This is a genomic window from Pseudomonas sp. MWU12-2345 (assembly GCF_023242385.1).
In the GTDB taxonomy this organism is placed as follows: Bacteria; Pseudomonadota; Gammaproteobacteria; order Pseudomonadales; family Pseudomonadaceae; genus Aquipseudomonas; species Aquipseudomonas gingeri_D.
On the sequence record NZ_JALLJA010000004.1, the window covers coordinates 249170 to 265957 of the forward strand.

18 protein-coding genes are annotated in these 16788 nt (G+C 59.1%); 10 read left to right on the top strand and 8 right to left on the bottom strand.

Features of this window, described 5'->3' with window-relative positions; all coding sequences use genetic code 11:
* Nucleotides 1–21: 21 nt before the first annotated feature.
* The 8 genes from yejK to M5C71_RS11475 are packed head-to-tail and all read right to left on the bottom strand — an operon-like array spanning nt 22 to nt 5625.
* Nucleotides 22–1023, bottom strand: a complete 1002-nt coding sequence (gene yejK, locus M5C71_RS11440) for a nucleoid-associated protein YejK (RefSeq protein ID WP_248767881.1) — start codon at nt 1021–1023, stop codon at nt 22–24.
* Nucleotides 1023–1256, bottom strand: a complete 234-nt coding sequence (locus M5C71_RS11445; protein ID WP_017124197.1) for a hypothetical protein — start codon at nt 1254–1256, stop codon at nt 1023–1025. The genes yejK and M5C71_RS11445 overlap by 1 nt, the downstream gene beginning before the upstream one ends.
* Nucleotides 1249–1794 (bottom strand): hypothetical protein, encoded by a 546-nt coding sequence (locus tag M5C71_RS11450; RefSeq protein ID WP_177141030.1) that lies wholly within the window; start codon nt 1792–1794, stop codon nt 1249–1251. The genes M5C71_RS11445 and M5C71_RS11450 overlap by 8 nt, the downstream gene beginning before the upstream one ends.
* On the bottom strand, nt 1784–1975 hold the full coding sequence (locus M5C71_RS11455; RefSeq protein ID WP_248767882.1) for a hypothetical protein: 192 nt from the start codon (nt 1973–1975) through the stop codon (nt 1784–1786). Before M5C71_RS11455 ends, M5C71_RS11450 begins: the two co-directional genes overlap by 11 nt.
* Nucleotides 1972–3321, bottom strand: coding sequence for a replicative DNA helicase (gene dnaB, locus M5C71_RS11460; protein WP_248767883.1), 1350 nt, complete (start codon nt 3319–3321; stop codon nt 1972–1974). Before dnaB ends, M5C71_RS11455 begins: the two co-directional genes overlap by 4 nt.
* Nucleotides 3318–4016, bottom strand: a complete 699-nt coding sequence (locus tag M5C71_RS11465) for a DUF2786 domain-containing protein (protein WP_248767934.1) — start codon at nt 4014–4016, stop codon at nt 3318–3320. The genes dnaB and M5C71_RS11465 overlap by 4 nt, the downstream gene beginning before the upstream one ends.
* A gap of 3 nt (nt 4017–4019) precedes the next feature.
* Nucleotides 4020–4763, bottom strand: coding sequence for a hypothetical protein (locus M5C71_RS11470; RefSeq protein WP_248767884.1), 744 nt, complete (start codon nt 4761–4763; stop codon nt 4020–4022).
* 1 nt (nt 4764) lies between these two features.
* Complete coding sequence (locus M5C71_RS11475; protein WP_248767885.1) at nt 4765–5625, bottom strand: ParA family protein; 861 nt, start codon at nt 5623–5625, stop codon at nt 4765–4767.
* A 361-nt stretch (nt 5626–5986) separates the two neighbouring features.
* Between M5C71_RS11475 and M5C71_RS11480 the strand changes: the two genes are divergently transcribed.
* The 10 genes from M5C71_RS11480 to M5C71_RS11525 all read left to right on the top strand — a co-directional run bounded on the left by M5C71_RS11480 (nt 5987) and on the right by M5C71_RS11525 (nt 16780).
* Nucleotides 5987–6730, top strand: coding sequence for a cysteine hydrolase family protein (locus M5C71_RS11480; RefSeq protein ID WP_248767886.1), 744 nt, complete (start codon nt 5987–5989; stop codon nt 6728–6730).
* A gap of 29 nt (nt 6731–6759) precedes the next feature.
* Nucleotides 6760–7662: a LysR family transcriptional regulator gene (locus M5C71_RS11485; RefSeq protein ID WP_248767887.1), complete on the top strand. Its 903-nt coding sequence runs from the start codon at nt 6760–6762 to the stop codon at nt 7660–7662.
* A 43-nt stretch (nt 7663–7705) separates the two neighbouring features.
* The gene (locus M5C71_RS11490; RefSeq protein ID WP_248745072.1) at nt 7706–7894 is read left to right on the top strand and encodes a hypothetical protein; all 189 of its coding nucleotides are present in this window, start codon (nt 7706–7708) and stop codon (nt 7892–7894) included.
* Nucleotides 7895–8396: 502 nt separating this feature from the next.
* A complete protein-coding gene (locus tag M5C71_RS11495; RefSeq protein ID WP_248767888.1) occupies nt 8397–9638 on the top strand; it encodes an HD-GYP domain-containing protein in 1242 nt (413 codons plus the stop codon).
* Nucleotides 9639–9807: 169 nt separating this feature from the next.
* Complete coding sequence (locus tag M5C71_RS11500) at nt 9808–10956, top strand: methyl-accepting chemotaxis protein (protein WP_177100226.1); 1149 nt, start codon at nt 9808–9810, stop codon at nt 10954–10956.
* A 12-nt stretch (nt 10957–10968) separates the two neighbouring features.
* A complete protein-coding gene (locus M5C71_RS11505) occupies nt 10969–11337 on the top strand; it encodes a response regulator (RefSeq protein WP_103498642.1) in 369 nt (122 codons plus the stop codon).
* A 31-nt stretch (nt 11338–11368) separates the two neighbouring features.
* Nucleotides 11369–11686, top strand: coding sequence for an STAS domain-containing protein (locus tag M5C71_RS11510; RefSeq protein WP_177099968.1), 318 nt, complete (start codon nt 11369–11371; stop codon nt 11684–11686).
* Between the two features lie 16 nt (nt 11687–11702).
* A complete protein-coding gene (locus tag M5C71_RS11515) occupies nt 11703–13844 on the top strand; it encodes a chemotaxis protein CheA (RefSeq protein WP_248767935.1) in 2142 nt (713 codons plus the stop codon).
* 23 nt (nt 13845–13867) lie between these two features.
* Nucleotides 13868–16267 (top strand): methyl-accepting chemotaxis protein, encoded by a 2400-nt coding sequence (locus M5C71_RS11520; protein WP_177099970.1) that lies wholly within the window; start codon nt 13868–13870, stop codon nt 16265–16267.
* Between the two features lie 3 nt (nt 16268–16270).
* On the top strand, nt 16271–16780 hold the full coding sequence (locus tag M5C71_RS11525) for a chemotaxis protein CheW (protein ID WP_152738183.1): 510 nt from the start codon (nt 16271–16273) through the stop codon (nt 16778–16780).
* The last annotated feature ends 8 nt before the right edge of the window (nt 16781–16788 follow it).

Genomic DNA, 16788 nt, shown 5'->3' on the forward strand with positions numbered 1-16788 from the left:
CAATTCCAAATTCAGTTGGGTTCAACGGCGTTTCAATTGATCTCTGAGCTGAGTCGGCAGCCCCTTGATGAACAGGGTCCCAGCCTCTTCGTCGTATTCGATCTTCGAGCCCAGGAGGTGGGCTTCGAAGCTGATGGACAGACCTTCGGCTCGACCGGTGAAGCGACGGAATTGGTTGATGGTGCGCTTATCAACTGGGATCTCCGGCGACAGACCGTAGTCCTTGTTTTGGATATGGTCGTAGAACGCCCGTGGACGATCCTCGTCAATCAACTCGGAGAGTTCTTCCAGTCCCATGGGCTCGCCCATTTTTGCCTGGCTGCTGGCGTAGTCCACCAGGGTCCAGGTTTTCTCCCGGGCATCGTCCTCGGGCAAGTCTTCGCTTTCCACGAAGTCGCTGAAAGCTTTGAGGAGGGTGCGGGTCTCGGCCGGACCGTCGACGCCTTCCTGGCAGCCGATGAAGTCGCCGAAATACTCCGTGGCTTTCTTACCGTTCTTACCTCTGATGAATGAGATGTACTGCTTCGATTGCTTGTTGTTCTGCCATTCGGAGATATTGATCCTGGCCGCCAACTGCAGTTGGCTAAGGTCCAGATGACGCGACGGGGTCACGTCCAGCTCGGCGTTCACCGACACGCCTTCGCTGTGGTGCAGTAGGGCGATCGCCAGGTAGTCGGTCATGCCTTGCTGGTAGTGCGCGAACAGCACATGGCCGCCCATCGAGAGGTTGGACTCCTCCATCAGATTTTGCAGATGTTCGACGGCAATCCGGCTGAACGCGGTGAAGTCCTTGCCGCCGTCCAGGTATTCCTTCAGCCAGCCGCTGAGTGGATGGGCGCCGGACTCGGCATGGAAGAAGCCCCAGGCTTTGCCCTGCTTGGCGTTGTAGCTTTCATTGAGTTCGGTGAGCAGGTGATCGATGGCCTGGGACTCGGCCAGCTCGGAGTCACGGGCATGCAGGACCGCAGGGTTGCCGTCGGGTTTTTTGTCGATCAAATGGACAATGGCGTGGCGAATAGGCATCAGATGGTCTCCTGCGAATGCTGTGTCGGCATGCGATCCGCGCGGCGAGCGCGGGCGATTGCGTTCAGGCCTGAGCGGTAGTCGCTGGCCGTCGAAGAGGTGAAGATCGATCCACGACCGACCTTTGTTAACTTGATATGTCCGCCCGGCGTGCGGGTGACGGTCCAGCCGTTGGCAATCGCAAACTCGACCAGTTGTTGGTGTTTTTTACGGGTGAGCAAAGAGCTATGCATGGACGTTTTCTCCCGTCTGTAAGCGGGAGGTATCACCGGCGAGTGCATTCCCAACCTGTATGACGATGATCTCGGCTTCGTCGCCGGGGAAGTGGGTCCCGAGGTCATGGAGGAACTGCCGCGTTGCCTCCCGAGGACCAGGCACACGAAAAATCACCGTGCAATGCTGAACATCGACCTTGGGCTCCAGGTGGGGCATCACAGCCATCTGCAGCGCGCAACGCTGCAAGTGACGCGGGATCCATACCGACCAGAAGTAACTGGACAGCAGCGCGCCGGCGCAAACCAGGTCGACGGAGAGTGTTCCGCAGGTTGTGTTGGTCAGCTCGACATAACCGAGTTGCACGAGCTCCAGCATGTCGCCCTTCATGCTTGCCGGCACCACCGTGCTGTGGTCTCGGGCAAGACGACCGATTGCCTGTGCAAGAGCATCCAGCTCCACTGGGTTGATGCCAGTTCTATGCGCGTGAACTACCGCCGAGTCTTCAAACGAGGCGTTGGCCGGGATTGACGGGAAAGCTGATGCGCTACTGTGCATGAGCCACCTCATCCTTGAGCTCCACGACGTCGTAGCTGCCGCACTGCGGGCAGATGTTGACCTCGACCTCACCTTCAGGAGTAGTTGGTGCCGGGATGCAGTGACGCACCTGATGGAGCTGGTAGTGGGTATCGCAGCCACAGCACCAGTGCGTCACAGAGTTCGAATCGAGGACGGTCATACACCTGCTCCTTGCCAGCCACTGCTGGCACTGAGGTTCGCAAAGCGGGTTTGGTGAGGAATAAAGGCTGTGCGGACTGTCCCGGTAGGGCCATTACGAGCCTTGCCGATGATCAGTTCGGCGATTCCCTTGAACTCGGTTTGCGGGTGATAAACCTCGTCGCGGTAAACGAACAGGATGACATCGGCGTCTTGCTCAATTGCCCCTCCATCACGCAGATCCGCGTTGATAGGGCGTTTGTTCGGGCGGCGCTCCAGCTCCCGGTTGAGTTGGGAAAGGGCAATGACCGGGCAATTCATCTCTTTGGCCAGGGCCTTGAGCGACTGAGAGATAGCGCCGATCTCGTTGGCCCTGTTTTCCTGGCCTGGACAGCGCATAAGCTGCAGGTAATCGATCAGGATCAGAGACGGGTGTCCAAATCGGCGTGCTGCGCGGCGTGATTTGGCTCGAAGCTCCGTCGGCGTGACGCCAGATGAGTCATCGATGACCAGGCGCTCGCCGTAATCGTTGATTCGCCCGACCGCAAAGGTCAGTTTCGGCCAGTCCTCGTCATCGAGCTTGCCCTTCAGCAATTTCCCTAGATCGAGGTGTCCGAGAACGGCCATCAGTCGATAGAGGAGGGCTTTCGCCGGCATCTCTAAACTGAAGACCTGAACAGTCCGGTCGGGCTTCTTGTGCAGGGCAGTGTCTACGAAGTTCAATGCCAAGGACGTCTTGCCCATCGACGGTCGAGCACCAACGATGATGAGATCTGCATCCTGGAAGCCGGAGGTCATATCGTCCAGATCATCCAGCCCCGAGGGCACGCCGGTGACAGTGATGTTACCGTTGAAGTGCTCGTCGATCTGCTCGACCACGGTCTTCAGGCATTGGTTGATGTTGATGAACTCAGACGCGCTCTTGTCTTGCCCTAGGGCGAAAAGTTGCTGTTCTATCGATTCCTGGACGTCGGAGGCATCTGCCTGCTGGTCAGCCGCCTCCCGCGAGCATTGGTACCCCAAGGTCATAAGTTGTCGAAGCTTGGATCTGTTGCGAACGATGTTCGCGTAGTGCTCGATGTTGGCTACCGAGGGGATGTTTTTGGCGAGCTCGACCAGATATCCCAGGCCACCGGCCTCGGCGGGCTCCTCCAGGGCGTCGTGCACGGTGACGATGTCGAACGGAATTGCTTTGCTGGCGAGAGCCGTGATTGCTTTGAAAAGCACGCGGTGCTCGTGTCGGAAGAAGTCCTCGGCCAAGAGCTGATCAGCGATGAGATCCCAGGTGTTGTTATCGAGCAGGAGGCCGCCAATAACACCTTGCTCAGCCTCGACAGAGTAGGGCGGTGAAAGATCGAGATGGTTCATTGACCACCTCCAGTTAGACGTGCAGCTTGGCAGCGCTGCCCAACGCCGCGATGCAGGCGGACCTTCTGTCCTTGTGTCCAGCCCGCGCTGAGCGAGCCAGTGTCATACCCCTTGGCTACAAGCGGTTCAATCTCCTTGAGGCTCAGGGCAGGATGGTGGAACTCCAGATAGGCTTTGATCTCCTGGTCAGTCGTTTCATCCATAGCCCCGGCGAATTCAGCAACTTTGTAGGTGACAGCATTCAACCAACCTTCGGCGAACAGTTGGCCGCGACGGCGTTTGGTTTTCAGCTGGCAGCGTTTTTGCTGGGCAACAAATTCTTGCCGAGCAGCCACCAACTGGTGGTGAAGTGCCGAATAGGCATGTGCGGCTAGCTCAGGGGAGATGCCCTTGCCCAAGAACTTGAAGGACCATCCTTTCAATACGTTGAAGTAGGCCAGGTAAGAGCCGTCGAAGGCCTGTGCGCAGATAGATGCCAGGCGGTGCGCCCAGTCCTGCGGTGCACGTTTGGTTCCGGTCGCGACACTGACCTCGTTGATGGAATGTGCTGCCACTTCCAGGGATTCGAGGTTGTACTGCTTCATCAGCGCTCTGGCCTGACGCAGTGCGGTTTCGGCTTCGGTCGGTGAAGCACCTTTGGAGTTCGCCAGCGCAAAGCACTTGGCGACTTTGTCCAAGACTTTCTGCTTGTCCATCATTCACACCCCTTCCTGCTTTTCAGCAGGTGAGAGCGCTTCCGACCAGAGGCGCAACGTCTCCTCTTCGTCAGCAGAGAGGTAGATCACCGAAAGGCGGTCTGCGACTTTTTGTTTCAGTGCGTGGAGTCGTTCCTGAACAGTGGAGCCATCGTCGTAGCCGATCTCATGCTCTACCGTCTGCATAAATTCATTGCGCAATGAGCGCACTATGCTCATCCAGTAGTCTTGCGGCCTATTCCAGCCAATTAGCTTTCGGATCTGGGTCGGGGAAAGATAGCTTCGGAGCTGGAGGTTGTACTCCAGGGCGGAGTAGTAATCCAGGAACTGGCCTGTGCGATTGAAATTCAACGCGGTTTTCAGGATCTCAAGGGTCTGATCCAGAGACTCGTATGGAAGAGGGTATGTTTCAGCCACAAGGCGCTTAGCTTGGGCATTCCGCGCTTCTTGGCGGCGCTTGGCTTCGTTCTCGTCGCGCTTACGCTTCTCCTTCGCGTGCTCTATGTTGGAGTTCACCGATTCGATCAGATTGGCGGCATCACGCAACAGGTCAATTTGATCCAGGCTCAGTTTTGCTCCAATCCGCCCGGGCAAGGTGTTGCCTCCAGTCAAACCACGGATTTCCCGGACGGTACCGGTGAGTTTGGCTTGCAGGCTGCGCAGACTTTGAGCGCTGTAGTATTGACCCAACTGCAAAACGAGTTCGGCAGTAATGCTGCTGGCGTCGGTAATGGAAGGCTTCGCCATATCAACGACCCTCCTTCACCAGCTTGGCTACCCTTTCCTCCGTCAAGGCTTCGAAGCGATCACGCCATTCAGGAAAGACCTCGATAGCCAAGTTACGGATGGTAGTCAGCGCCGACGGAGCAACTTGATCTGCAGGCTTTTTGTACTCCAACCGGTGGGCTGGCATGCCCCGGGAGGCGGCCTCGCGAAAAACCACAGCTGCGGGGATGGTGGTTTCCAGAACGTTGATTTCAGGGTTGCCCTCGAAGATTTCACGCACAGACCGTTCGATCATCTGTGCATCTTTAGTCCGGTCGAGGTTGTTGACCACGATATGGACAGGAGGGATGTTCAGGCCGAGACGCCCGTAAGCACGCAGCCCATCAAGCATCTGCATAGTGCCGCGGCTGAACTCCCGTGCAGCGAGCATGTTCGGTGGAAGCGGCGATATAGCCAGATCAGAGGCTAGGATGACCATCTCCAACATGGCCGAGCGGGCGCCCTGGGTGTCGATCAACACCAGGTCGAAATGATCTTTGAAGGCCGGCATCAGGCTTGCTAGGCGCAACCGTCCGTCGGGTGCCTGTAGCAGCAAGTTTAAGAGTTGGTTGTTGGCGTCGTTCGACAGCACCAGGGAGAGGTTCGGGATTGAGGTGCTTGAAATGATCCGATCAAAATCCGTCACGTTGAAGGCGAGCAGGTCGTAGATGCCGCCCTGAGCTTCCTCTACCAACTGGTAATACGACGAAAGGGACGGCTGGACAGGGTCTAGGTCTATGAGGAGGGTTCGAAGGCCGGCATCCGCGCACAAAGCGCCGAGATTGCCAGACGTAGTGGTCTTGCCGGTACCGCCTTTGGTCGAAACGACCGATGTGATTTTCATTTCTGAAGCCTCTAATGGGGGACATTAGAGGCTGCGAAGCCACGGAAACACAGGTGATCACCCCGGGTTAGAGCTTCAACCCCTTCGGATCCAATTGTCTTTTAACCAATTGGTCGTAGGTTCGAATCCCACACGACCCACCATATTTGTTGTAGAAGAAAGTCCGGAATGCACACGAAAGTGAGGCGTTCCGGATTTTTTTTGCATGCGAGAAAAACAGGCGCAGTGTCGAGCGTGCGGGTTACTTGATTTTATTTGTGTGGATAGCAAACAGATATTGTTCTGATTGGTGCGTTGTTGCTACAGGGGCTACTCCTTAAGCTGAGTCCCAGTTAGCCAATCTCCAAAAAGGAACTTCATCATGAGCAATGCTTCTTTGTTTCAAGCCTCTGAGACCGAACGTTCGTTTTCCAACGTGCTCAAGTCTGCAATCGTCGGTTTGGGCTTGATGTTAGGGACCGTCCAGTTCGCCAGCGCTGCTGAAGCGCCGACCAATCAACACCCAACCATCCGCGCCATGTTCGGTGCCGAGCCGAGCGACCGCCTGGACCCGAAAACCACCGCCCTGGTGGTGATCGACTTCCAGAACGAATACTTCAGCGGCCGTATGCCGATCCCGGATGGTATGAAGGCCCTGGAAAACACCAAGCGCCTGATCGCCTTCGCCGATAAGGAGCACATCCCGGTGATCCATGTGCAGCACATTGCGCCTGCTGGTGCGGCGGTGTTCGGCATTGATGGCAAGACCGTCGACTTCCACCCGCAGATGAAGCCGCGTCCACAGGACAAGATCATCCAGAAAACCACCGTGAGCGTGTTCGCCAGCACCGACCTGGATGCCCAGCTGAAGAAAGTCGGGGTCAAGACCCTGATCATCAGCGGCCTGATGACCCACGCCTGTGTCGCCGGTGCCGCCCGTGACGCCGTGCCGTTGGGTTATAGCGTTGTGGTAGCATCCGACGCCACCGCAACCCGCGCCATCACCCGTGCCAATGGCCACTCGGTGAGCAAGGACGAGCTGCACAACTCGGCGCTGGCCGAGATCGAAGACACCTTCGGTTCGGTGCTGACCACTTCGCAAATCGTTGCCTTGCCGGTCAAGTGATCAACCCCTGACTTCGGGATGCCCGCTTCATGAACCAGCTATCCGCCATGCGCGCCTTTCGCAGCATTGTCGAGGCCAAGGGCTTTTCTGCCGCCGCGGAGCGCTTGGACACCACCCACTCGACGATTTCACGGCAGTTGCAGCAACTGGAGATTGAACTGGGCGTTCAGTTGATCAACCGCAACACCCGGCGCTTCAGCCTGACCGGGGCAGGGGAGCAGTACTACGCGGCGTGCGTCGATATTCTCGATCGTGTCGACGCGGCTTCCCAAGCGATGGCCCAGGGGCATCAACGTCCGGAAGGGCTGTTGCGGGTCAGTGTGCCCCTGGTGGTTGGCACCCTGGATCTGCCGCACTGGCTGCCGGGTTTCCAGAAGCGTTATCCCGATATCGAACTGGAGCTGTGCTGCGATGATCAGTTCGTTGACCTGGTTGCCGAAGGTTTTGATGTCGCAATACGGATCGCCGGTGCGCTGGCGGACACCACCTTGATCGCCCGAACCCTGACGGTCTCCAAGCGGGTGCTGGTGGCTTCCCCCGCCTACATCCGTACCCATGGGTTACCGCGTACAGCCCAGGAACTCGACAAGCATCGCCTGTTGACGTTTATCGGGGCCTCTTCGGATTGGGAGCTGAGCTCCGCGCGCGGTGCTTCGGTCAGGATCGCGCCAAACGGTCAGTTCCGCAGCAACACCATCAGTGCCTTGCATGCCGCGACGCTGGCCGGTGCCGGCATTGCCTGTTTCACCCAGGCCACCGTGCGCAGCGATCTTGCCCAGGGGCGGTTGATCTCCATCCTCCCCAACTATTCGTTGGGTGAGCGGCATTACTACGCGATTTATCCACAAGCCCGCTACTTGGCGCCCAAGGTGAGGGCGTTTGTGGATTTCATAACTGATTATTACCAAATGGGAAACAACGCTTCTACTTGATGTAGTGTGGAGCATCTGCAAGGCATATTCCTGAAGGTGCAACATGGATCAAGATTTCGCGTTTCAGAGCAGTCCTGGTCTGGCTGTGCACTTACCCAAGGCTGGCGCTCTGGCTGATGACGTAATCGGTAACGCCAGCAGCATCGATGTTCTAGCGGTGCCTGATGCTGAAGATATTGCGTTTGAACCGCAGCGTATGGTCATCCATCAGCGACCTGCTGATCTTTCCTGATGTTTGTTGCTCCATGCTCGGCACGCTGTCAGCCGTTGACGTTAGTCAGGTGCCTATCCAATACCGAATCCATCCACAGCTGTGCCATCTCGATCAGATGCACCACGCCCATCGCCACCTTGCGGTTTGAACCACTCATCAGGCCCTCGGTATCTTTGGTCAGGCCATGTACTTCGACCCGCGACATGAATTGCTGGTAGTGGTCCTCGGCGCATGGCCCAGCGCCTCGGACAAGGAGCGTTTCGCGGAACGCCAGGCGTTCTTTGATGCGGTCGGCAAAGCCGTCTCTTTGGCGTCGCCAGCTAGGGATTTTCCTACCCTGTCCCCGTTATCCCTACCCTGAAATAGGGATGCTCCGATGGCGGGGCCTCCCGCATATCGACGATATTTTTTCATGCCAGTCAGGTTCTCCGTCATGTTCCACAGCGTGCCGGCTTGTTAGGCGAGGGGCGCACCGGAGCACTCGACGAGGGCTTGTCGCTACCTGAAAAGGGGCTTGATCGTGCTGAAAAAAATCGTCGTGGCCGATTTGGGCGTCGGCATGTATATCCAGGAGCTATGCGGTCCCTGGCTCGATCACCCGTTCTGGAAAAAAAGCTTTCTGCTTGAGGATGAGCAGACCCTGGAGAAGGTCCGGGATTCGTCCATTGCCTGCGTCTGGATTGACCTTTCCAAGGGAGCCGATACGCCAGTGGTGGTGCCGCATGAGCCTTTTTCCCCGGATGTGGCCGTCGCTACTGTTGTGCCTATCGCGCCGGCCCTCCCGTGCACGCCCAAGCCTGAGCGCGCGCGGGTGGCGATGAGCGACGAACTGGTGCGGGCCGCCAACGTCTGTTCCAGGTCCAAGGCCGCGGTCATCGAGATGTTTGGCGATCTGCGCATGGGCCGGGTCATCCAGATGGATCATGTGGCCGACATGGTGCGGGATATCTCCGACTCATTGATGCGCCATCCGGATGCCCTGATCAATCTGGCCCGACTCAAGAACGCCGATGAATACACCTATATGCATTCTGTGGCGGTCTGTGGATTGATGATCGGCCTGGCCCGCCAGCTGGGTCTGCCGCCGCTGCTGGTACAGGATGCCGGGCTCGCCGGCCTGCTGCACGACATCGGCAAGATGACCATACCAGAGGCGATCCTCAACAAACCGTCGGAGTTGACTGACGGCGAGTTCGAGACGATCCGTTCGCACCCGGAGGCCGGGGTGCAGTTGCTGGACAGCAATCATTTCAGCTTGCGGGTGCAGGATGTCTGCCTGCACCACCACGAGAAGGTCGACGGTAGCGGTTATCCCCACAAGCTGCGGGGTACCCAGATCAGCCTTGTCTACGACGCCATTACCTCGGACCGTCCCTATCGTCGCCATTGGGGCCCCGCCGAGTCGATCCACAGAATGGCTGGATGGGATGGGCACTTCGACCAGATGGTGTTCCATGCTTTTGTCAAATGTGTCGGGATCTATCCGGTGGGGGCGTTGGTGCGCCTGCGTAGCGAGCGTCTGGCGGTGGTCATGGAACAGAACGCCGATTCGTTGCTCATTCCCAAGGTGAAGGTTTTCTATTCGGTATCGCGCGGTATGCCCGTGACCCTCGAGGTTGTGGATCTGGCGAGCGGGCAGGACGCGATCATCGGCCTGGAGCTGGAGAAAAACTGGAACTTCAAAAATCTCGAGGCGCTTTGGACAGAGGGTGCTTGTAGGGATTGTCCTAGCTGCCGTCCTGCAAATCCTAGCTGTAAATAGGGATGCTCCGATAGGTGCGGTGATGTTACCGGGCCATTATTTCTCCAGGCAGCCAGAACCCTCGGTACACCACTTTCAGCAGATGTCCGAGCGGCCTTCCGGTTTTTCTGAGCGATCCTGATCTGGAGAGACGAAGGTGAAAGGACAGACACTGGTTTCCCCCGTGAATATGACACTGCTGCCGGCGGTCTTGAGTGGCGCCCTGGGTTGCCTGGCGATCCTGCTCAGCATCGGTCTGAACGGTCTGGCCCTGGGTAGCAGTGCCGCAGTACTGGTGGGGTCCTTGCTGATCGGCACTCTGGCGCTGCGCACCTTGAGCTCCGTGCAACGGCGCGAGGAACAGGCGTTTGAATCCTTGAACAGGCCTTTGCCAGCGTCGCCGGATGAGGGCTTGGCCGAGGTCTGTACCCAGGTTCTGCCGATCTGGTGCCGCCAGATCGACGCGGCCCGCAGCCTCAGCGAAGAGTCGATTCTCAAACTCAGCAATCGTTTCGCCACGCTGTCCGGTGATATCAGTGCTTCGGTTTCCAAGGGCGCCGGGCAGAGTTCCGGGACCAGGTTGGTGGAGATCCTTGAGGTCGGTCAGCGTGACCTGGACGCGATCATGGTCGAGTTGCGCGGCGCTCTCCTGCGCAAGGAGTCGGAACTCAAGGAGGTCCTGCTGCTGTCCGAGTTCACCTCACAGTTGCAGGAAATGGCCAAGTTTGTCGGTGATATCGCCCGGCAGACCAATCTGCTGGCGCTTAACGCGGCGATCGAAGCGGCCCGTGCCGGTGACGCTGGCCGCGGTTTTGCGGTGGTGGCGGACGAAGTGCGCAAGCTGTCGAGCCTGTCCGGTGATACCGGTCTGAAAATCAGCGAGACAGTGAGCACGGTCAATGCGGCGATCGCTCGTACGGTTGAACTGTCCCGGCATCAGGCGCAGCAGGATTCGCAGACCCTGGCCCATTCGGAACAACTGGTGTCCCAGGTGATCGAGCATTTTCGGCACAACGCCCAGGCCATCGTCGACACCAGCAGCGGCCTGCAGCAGCAGAGTGAAAATGTCGCGAGCGAGATCGCCGGGGTGCTGGTCGCCCTGCAGTTTCAGGATCGGGTCAGCCAGATGCTGAGCCTGGTCAACAACGACCTCGGCAAGCTGCGTGACCAGGTCAGCGAACGTCAACAACTCAGCGAGGCCGGTGCCACGCCGCCACCTATTGCCGCCCATGCCTGGCTCGAACAACTGGCCAGCACCTACACCATGCCCGAGCAACACGCGATTCATCACGGCAAACCCTTGGCCGGCAGTGCTTCATCCGACATCACCTTTTTCTAGGGAGTACCCCCCATGAGCAAAACCATTTTGATCGTCGATGACTCTGCCTCCATTCGCCAGGTGGTCAGCATCACCCTGAAAGGCGCTGGTTACGAAGTGATCGAGGGCTGCGATGGCAGAGATGCCCTGAGCAAGCTCGACGGTCGCAAGATTCATCTGATCGTCAGCGACCTGAATATGCCGAACATGGACGGCCTCAGCTTCATCAAGGCCGCCAAGCAACTGCCGGCCTACAAGTTCACACCGGTGATCATGCTTACCACCGAAGCGGCCGAGTCGATGAAACAGCAGGGCCAGGCCATCGGCGCGAAGGCCTGGATGGTCAAGCCCTTCCAGCCGGCCCAGATGCTCAGTGCCGTGTCCAAATTGATCATGTCGTAGCCGTCCAGGGCCCCCTGGAAAGGAGATTGTCATGCCACACACCGTGCCTTGCCTGCGTCGGATCCTGGTCCTTGAGGGACCGCTGACCATCTACACCGCGACCGAGCGCCGGGACCTGCTGCTGGAGCTGTTTCCCCTTGCCGAAGAGGTGGAAATGGACCTGGGCAGTGTCGACGAACTGGACACCGCCGGGCTGCAATTGCTGGTGCTGGCCAAGCAGGAGTCGATCCGCCAGGGTCGCACCCTGATCCTGAGCAATCACAGCGCAGCGGTACTCCAGGCCTTCGATTTGAGCGGATTGCATCGCTATTTCGATGAGGCGGGTACAACTGCCGCCCAGAGGGGCTGACGTCATGAGCACGCCGATGAACCTGGACGATGTGCTGCAAACCTTTATTGCCGAAAGCCAGGAGCTGCTGTTGCTGATGGAGGACGCACTGCTGCGGATCGAGCAGGTCCCCGATGACGTCGACACGATTAACGCGCTGTTTCGCGTGGCCCACACCATCAAGGGGTCCGCCGGTCTGTTCGGCCTGACCCCTATCGTCGCCTTCACCCATGTGGCGGAAAGCGTGCTGGACCGGGTGCGCGGTAATGAACTGCGGGTGGACGAGGCACTCAGTGCGTTGTTCCTGCAGGTTCGTGACCATCTGGGCGAACTGATCGAGCTGCTGGCCCGCCATGGCGATCTGCAAGGTATGACCGCCGATCACGAACGGCAGGGCAGTGCCCTGGTGGCGCTGCTCAATGGTTATCTGGAGCCGTCTCTTGAGTCGGAACAAGGGGCGGTCATGGTCATACCCGCGAGCGATTCGACGGGAGGCTTGCGTCATTGGCACTTGTCACTGCGTTTCGGCAGCGATGTGCTGCGCAATGGCATGGATCCCTTGTCCTTTCTGCGCTACCTCAAGAGCTTCGGGCAGATCACCCAGGTTGTCTGCATGACCGAGGGCCTGCCGGAGGTGGCGGCGATGGACCCTGAGAGTTGCTACCTGGGTTTCGAACTGGGGTTTGTCAGTGAAGCCGATCAGGCGACCATCGAAAGCGCTTTCGAGTTCGTTCGCGAAGACAGCCAGATCTGCGTGCTGCCGCCGGAGCGCCAACCGGCGGATTTCCAGGCGCTGATCGAGCGTCTGGGCAGCGATCCGCAGGCTTTGCTGGAGGTGTTCATCGTTTGTGGTTCGCTGACCCGCGAAGACTGGCAGGCGGCGACTCAGGTGCCGTCCGCGACGTTCATGGCAGCCCCCGAGGTCGTGCCGGACCAGCCTCTGCCTCAAGGCGACGGTCTGTCCAGAAGCAAGCCGACCAGGGAGACACGTTCGGTCGAGGGCAACCTGATTCGCGTCGATGCCGGCAAGCTGGACCAGTTGATCAACCTGGTGGGCGAACTGATCATCGCCGGTGCCGGTGCCAATCTGGTGGCGGCGCGCACGGGCATCGGCGAGATGATCGAGGCCGCCAGTTCACTCTCGCGTCTTGTCGAGGAAGTGCGCGACAGCGCCCTGACCCTGCGCATGGTGCAGATCGGTGCCACCTTCAACCGCTTCCAGCGGGTGGTTCGTGATGTCTCCAAGGAGCTGGGCAAAGACATCGTCCTTGAGGTCAATGGGGCGGAAACCGAACTGGACAAGACCGTGGTCGAGCGCATTGGCGACCCCTTGACCCACCTGGTGCGCAACGCCATGGATCACGGCATCGAAGCCGTGCAACTGCGCCGTGACCGGGGCAAGCCTGCCCAGGGCAGCGTTCGACTCAACGCCTATCACGAGGCCAGCAGCATCGTCATCGAAGTCTGCGACGACGGCGGCGGCCTGAACAAGCAACGGATCCTGAACAAGGCCCGGGAGCGGGGGCTGCTGGCCGAAGGGCAGGTGCTGGCGGACAAGGACATTCTCAATCTGATTTTCGAGCCCGGCTTCTCCACCGCCGAACAGGTCAGCAGCCTGTCCGGGCGGGGCGTGGGCATGGACGTGGTGAAGCGCAACATCACGGCGCTGCGGGGCAGCGTCAACCTGGAAAGCGAGGAGGGTGTCGGCACCACGGTGCGTATTCGCCTGCCGCTGACCCTGGCGATCATCGATGGTTTTCTCATCGGGGTTGGCAAGGCCTCTTATGTGGTGCCCCTGGACATGGTCGAGGAGTGCATCGAGCTCAACGCCGATGATTGCAACAATCAAGACTATCTGGACCTCCGGGGCTCGGTGTTGCCGGTCTTGCGTCTGCGGGACATGTTTGCCATCGACGAGCCGAACCCGGGCCGTGAAAACATCGTGGTGGTGCATTACGCCGGCGTTCGGGTAGGGCTGGTGGTTGATCAGTTGCTGGGAGAGTTCCAGACCGTGATCAAGCCGCTGGGCAAATTGTTCGGCACGGCCCATGGATTGGGAGGTTTCACGATCCTGGGGAGCGGCGCGGTGGCGCTGATCCTGGATATTCCCAACCTGCTCGGGCAGGTCGCCAGCCAGCAGAAACACGGCGCGACCCTCAGCCCTGAACTGACTCAATAGTCTTTCCCTTGGAGTACAGCCTCATGACCGTCAAAAAGAATATCTCGCTGTTGGTCGCCTCCGCCCTGCTGGGTATCCTGATCCTGGGCGGGGTCAGTCTCTATCTGATGGGCGGGGTCAGAACCATGGCCAGCTATGCCCAGGTCAATACGGTGCCGAGCATTGTCCTGCTGGACCAGGTGGCCGAGACCCTGGCCGATAGCCATGTTCATCAGTGGCAGAATCTTTCCACGCCGCTCGACAGTCGCTTGTCGTGGGTCGACAAGACCCAGGCGTCGGTGACCCAGGCGCTGGATCGTTATCAGAAGGAGTTGATCTCCGATGATCACGACGCAGCGTTGCTCAATAGCCTTCGAGCCCGCCTTGATGAGTACAACCGTGGCCTGGAGCGTTTTGATAGCTTGCTCAAAAATGGCGATCAAGCCGCCGTGCGCGGTCTGCTGCTCGACAGCCAGGCGGCACAAGACAAAGTTACCGCGGCCTTGAGCGATATGCGCCAGTACAACCTGGAACTGGGCAGCAAAGCGGCGTTGGCCGCGACCGGGACCGAGCAGACCGCGTTCTACATCGTTTGCCTGGTGGGTGGCGTGACCTTGTTGATCACTATCCTGTTGGGCTTTTTCCTGGCGCGTAACCTGTTGCGCTCCCTGGGCGGTGAGCCGGATGAAGTCCGGGCTCTGAGTGAACGCCTGGTCGCCGGTCAGTTGGAAGCCTTGGCCAGCGGTGGTGCCGTGAAGTCGGGCCTGCTGGGTTCCATGCAGCAACTGGGCGGTACCCTGAACCAACTGATCACAGAAATGAACCACATGTCCGCCGAGCACGATAAAGGCGATATCGAGGTGCATATCGAGGCTGGCCGCTTCGCCGGAAGCTACGGGCAGATGGCCCAAGGGATCAATGCGATGGTCAATGGCCATATCAGCGTGAAGAAACAGGCCATGGCCTGCATCAAGTCGATCAGCGAGGGCGACCTGGGGGCGCCATTGCAGGCCTTCCCTGGGAAGAAAGCCTTTATCAACGTCACCATCGAACATCTGCGCAGCACGATCATGACCTTGATCGAAGAGATGAACCGGATGTCGGACCAGCACGAGAAAGGTGACATCGATGTACAGATCGATGCGCAGAAATTCCAGGGTTCATACCGTCAGATCGCCCAGGGCATCAACGACATGGTCAACGGCCATATCAGCGTGAAGAAACAAGCCATGGCCTGTATCCGTGCGTTCGGTGAAGGCGATCTGTCGGCTCCCCTGGCTCGTTTCCCCGGCAAGAAATCCTTCATCAATGACAACATCGAACAGCTGCGCAGCAATATCCAGGCGCTGGTCGAAGACACCCGCCGGCTGAGCGAGGATGCCGTGGTCGGCAAGCTCGACACCCGCGCCGACAGCACGCGTCATCAAGGTGATTTCCGCCGCATCGTCGAGGGGATCAACAGCACACTGGACTCGATTGTCGCCCCCCTCAGCGAGGCGATGGAAGTCATGGCGGCGTTGTCCAGCGGCGACCTGACCCGCAGCGTCAAGGGACACTACCAGGGCAGCCTGCAAGATTTGAAAAACTCGGTCAACGAAACGGTGGGCAAGCTCTCGCAGATCATCGGTGAAGTACGCAGTTCCGCCGACTCGCTGTCCAGTGCTTCGGAAGAGATTTCCGCCACCGCGCAAAGCATCAGCCAGTCGGCGTCGATGCAGGCCGCGTCGGTCGAGGAAACCTCGGCGTCGCTGGAGCAGATGTCGGCATCGATTGCCCAGAACACCGAGAACGCCAAGGTCACCGACGGCATGGCGGGCAAGGCCACCAAGGAGGCCAGCGAAGGGGGGCAGGCGGTGAAAGACACGGTTTCGGCGATGAAAACCATTGCCGAGAAGATCGGTATCGTCGACTCGATTGCCTATCAGACCAACTTGCTGGCGCTCAACGCGGCGATCGAAGCGGCCCGTGCCGGTGAGCATGGCAAGGGCTTTGCGGTGGTGGCAGCGGAAGTCCGCAAGCTGGCGGAACGAAGCCAGATCGCGGCCCAGGAGATCGGCCAGGTGGCAAAAAACAGCGTCGCCCTGGCGGAGCGTGCAGGCAGCCTGTTGGATGAGATCGTGCCTTCGATCACCAAGACCTCCGACCTAGTCCAGGAAATTGCCGCCGCGTCCGAAGAGCAATCCATCGGCTCCGAACAGATCAACGGGGCGATGTCGCAGATGAGCCAGATTACCCAGCAGAATGCCTCGGCCTCCGAGGAACTGGCCGCCACGGCGGAGGAAATGAGCAGCCAGGCCGAGCAGTTGCAGGAACTGATGGGCTTTTTCACCCTGCAGGGCGGGGCGGCGGTCGCCCCCGCGCTGCGTGTGGCCCCTTCCAGCCAGCGGGGCATGCAAGACCGCGAGCATGCCCATGAGGGCGGCTTCATTCGCTTCGGGAGTTAAGTCATGAACACAGCCGCCAGCATCCTCGAACCGGAGGCGCAGAACCCGGGAGAGAGCGAGCCCTCACAGTTCCTGACGTTCACCTCGGCCAGGGAGGCCTACGCCATCGATACCTTGTGCGTGCGCGAGATCATCGAGTACGGCCAGGTCACCCAGGTACCGATGATGCCGGACTTTATCCGCGGGGTGATCAACCTGCGGGGTGCGGTGGTACCGGTGATTGATCTGCAGGCGCGTTTCAGCAGAGGCATCACGCGACCGGGCAGCCGTACCTGCATCGTGATCCTTGAGGTGTTGCAGGACGGCGACTCGCAGGTGCTGGGTATTGTCGTCGACTCGGTCAGCGAGGTGATCGAGATCGACCTGGCCGACATCAAGCCGGCCCCGGTGATCGGCAATCGGATCCGTGGAGATTTCATCCGCGGCATGGTCCGGGTCCGGGGGGAGTTCCTGACCTTGCTGCAGGTCGACCAGGTGCTCTGCGTCAGTGAGATCGCCGGTCAACTGCACTGAACGCTGTC